Annotated in this window: 3 protein-coding genes; 2 read left to right on the top strand and 1 reads right to left on the bottom strand. The window is 49.5% G+C overall.

The features are described 5' to 3' along the window. Nucleotides 1-605, top strand: a 605-nt coding sequence (locus HSP_RS0108065) for a site-specific integrase (RefSeq protein ID WP_010129778.1), incomplete at its 5' end; no start/stop codon positions are given. A gap of 57 nt (nt 606-662) precedes the next feature. Here HSP_RS0108065 and HSP_RS0108060 read toward each other — a convergent pair. After that, nucleotides 663-920, bottom strand: coding sequence for a hypothetical protein (locus HSP_RS0108060; RefSeq protein WP_000764642.1), 258 nt, complete (start codon nt 918-920; stop codon nt 663-665). A gap of 906 nt (nt 921-1,826) precedes the next feature. Between HSP_RS0108060 and HSP_RS0108055 the strand changes: the two genes are divergently transcribed. Continuing rightward, the gene (locus HSP_RS0108055; RefSeq protein WP_014343521.1) at nt 1,827-2,549 is read left to right on the top strand and encodes a replication initiation protein; all 723 of its coding nucleotides are present in this window, start codon (nt 1,827-1,829) and stop codon (nt 2,547-2,549) included. Nucleotides 2,550-2,742 lie beyond the last annotated feature (193 nt).

Genomic DNA, 2,742 nt, shown 5'->3' with positions numbered 1-2,742 from the left:
ACCGCAAGATGCTGCTGGCAACCCTCTGGAACACCGGCGCACGTATCAACGAGGCGCTGGCGCTGACCCGGGGGGATTTTTCGCTGGTGCCACCGTATCCGTTCGTGCAGCTGGCCACGCTTAAGCAGCGCACCGAAAAAGCGGCCAGGACAGCCGGCCGAGCTCCCGCCGGTAGCCAGGCTCATCGTCTGGTTCCGCTTTCCGATCACCACTACGTCAGCCAGCTGCAGATGATGGTGGCCACCCTGAAAATTCCGCTGGAAAGACGCAACAAGCGTACCGGCAGAACAGAGAAAGCCCGCATCTGGGACATCACCGACCGGACAGTACGGACCTGGATTGGCGAAGCGGTTGAAGCGGCCGCCGTCGACGGGGTGACATTCTCGGTGCCGGTCACCCCGCATACGTTCCGCCACTCCTACGCGATGCATATGCTGTATGCCGGCATACCACTGAAGGTTTTGCAGAGCCTGATGGGCCACAAATCGATTAGCTCGACGGAAGTCTATACGAAGGTGTTCGCACTTGATGTTGCTGCGCGGCATCGAGTTCAGTTTCAGATGCCCGAAGCGGATGCGGTAGCCATGCTGAAAGGGAATATTTAAGTACTTAGGAGAATGATGCTGGCGAACGTCCTGCTCGCCGGGGAGGTCTGTCAGACGTTATCTGGACCAGCTGACGGGAATATCTGCTCTGTATTCCTCATACTGCTCATAGATCGCATGCTGAAGCATCGTAATACGTTCTGACAACCTGTTGGCGTCCGACATATGCCGCCATTCCCCCTCAATAGTGGTTTTCTGTCCATCCGGGAGATTGAGCGTGATCAATACCTTTGTATCACGAATAATCACCCCGTCAGTGAAAGAATTAAGACCACTCCTTACGGTATTATCTATCTGTATAGTTTCAAGTTTCATCTTGTTACCTCCTGTTGACCGGATCCCAAGCATAGATATCTGAATTCAAATTGCCTAGTGAAATGTCTGGATATGCCGCATTTTTCCCCTTATACAGCGAAGCTGGCCAAAGGCCAGCCCGCTTGGATTTATCGCTTTTGCCAGTAGATCAGCATGGCAAGGAACAGGATTGTTGCCCCCTGAGAAGCGGTCAGGAAAGTTTCCAGCAATGACATTATCGTAAAACTCCGCATTATTCAGGTGTGTGATTCAGGGGCCTTAGTCCCCCTTTTACAGGACGTAGTGTTCTGTCACGACGGAAGCCAGGGTTAATAAAAACGATTCGAATATGTCTGCAGGGACGATAGAAATCTTCGTGCGGGTTGTCTCGCTGTAGCCGGCTCTGGAGAGCGACTCGGGGGAGGAGTAGTATCTTCCGGCCACGGATATGATCGAGCCAGCAGTGCTCGCCGCAGTCGAGCGACAGGGCGAAGCCCCGAGTGAGCGAGGAAGCACCAGGGAACAAAACTTATAAATTCTGCTTACGCTCAATGCCTGAAAAATCACCTCCCCTCGGGGTTATCCACTTATCCACGGGCATATTTTTATAAAGTACTTTTTTATTCTTTTTCTTTATTTTACATCTTTTAGGGAGCCTGAAAGCCGCGTACAGTGCGGCCTGAGAGGGGGCCTGTATGGGCAACTGGTAAACATAATATGGGAAATTAATCACGTATCAGTGGGTTTTGTGTCAACAAGCTATGGGATACGCATCAACAAGCTATGGGAAAGAGGTCAAGTTCAGTTCTCAATTATCCACTTGTGGATAAAGTGCAGATTTTTCCGGTGGATAAGTATCGCGATAGCTTGCAATTTCTGTTTTCACTGTCATTATGGGTGGGTAAAAATTTACCCATAGGCATTGAAATGGATACTCAAGCACTCTTGCCAGCTACTAAAACGTTTAAAAAACGCGCCAGTATAAAGCAATCTAACGAATTGACCGAAGCTGCATATTACCTGCCTCTTCAGGCAAAACGTGTGCTGTGGTTATGCCTCATGCAGGCCTATTTTAATGACAGCCAGGAAGATGACTCTGACGTATTGCCGCTCTTCAAAATCAGCGTTTCCGATTACGTCAAATACTTCAATGTCGCTACGTCTGTCGCCAGTCGTGATGTGAAGGCTGGGGTAAATGCTCTGGGCGAATCAACGGTTACCTTTTATCCAAAAGAAGGTGAGTTTGAAGAAGTTAAACGTCCGTGGCTGGCTGAAGCAGGAATGAAGCGAGGCCGGGGTTCCTGGCAGATTGAATTTAACTACAAGGTCATGCCATTCCTGGTCGGCTTAACCTCCCAGTTCACTACCTATTCTCTCTATGACTGTGGCCAGCTTAATAGTGTTCGTGTCATCCGGCTTTATGAAAGCCTGTGTCAGTTCCGGAGCACTGGTGTCTGGATCACCACACATGACTGGTTATGTGAAAGGTTTATGCTCCCTGCCTCGCAGAAAAACAATATTGCTGAAATGAAGCGTACCTTCCTGGAACCTGCTCTGAAGAAAATTAATGAGAAGACGCCATTAAAGGTAACATATACCACTGAAGAAGATGGTCGCTTGCTGTTTAATTTTCTTGATAAAAAACAATAGTCTGTAATTTTTATTTCCTCCCCCCTTAGTTTGTTGCTGACATATGGGGGGATACTGAACTTGCTGTGTTTCCCATAGTGCTTGCCTAACTTGACCTGTTTCCCACACTCCCGACCGTCCGAGAAGTTGACCTGTTTCCCATAGTCCGGGCCGTCCGAGAAGCTGACCTGTTTCCCTTAGTCCGGGCCGTCCG

The organism is Haemophilus sputorum CCUG 13788, from assembly GCF_000238795.1.
Lineage (GTDB): Bacteria > Pseudomonadota > Gammaproteobacteria > Enterobacterales > Pasteurellaceae > Haemophilus_A > Haemophilus_A sputorum.
Note: the sequence above shows the minus strand (reverse complement) of the source record. Positions and strands in the feature narration are given on the sequence as shown.

What these genes read in the sequence shown, in the direction of transcription:
- HSP_RS0108060 (WP_000764642.1), bottom strand. Translation starts at nt 920, where the DNA reads ATGAAACTTGAAACTATACAGATAGATAATACCGTAAGGAGTGGTCTT.
- HSP_RS0108055 (WP_014343521.1), top strand. Translation starts at nt 1,827, where the DNA reads ATGGATACTCAAGCACTCTTGCCAGCTACTAAAACGTTTAAAAAACGC.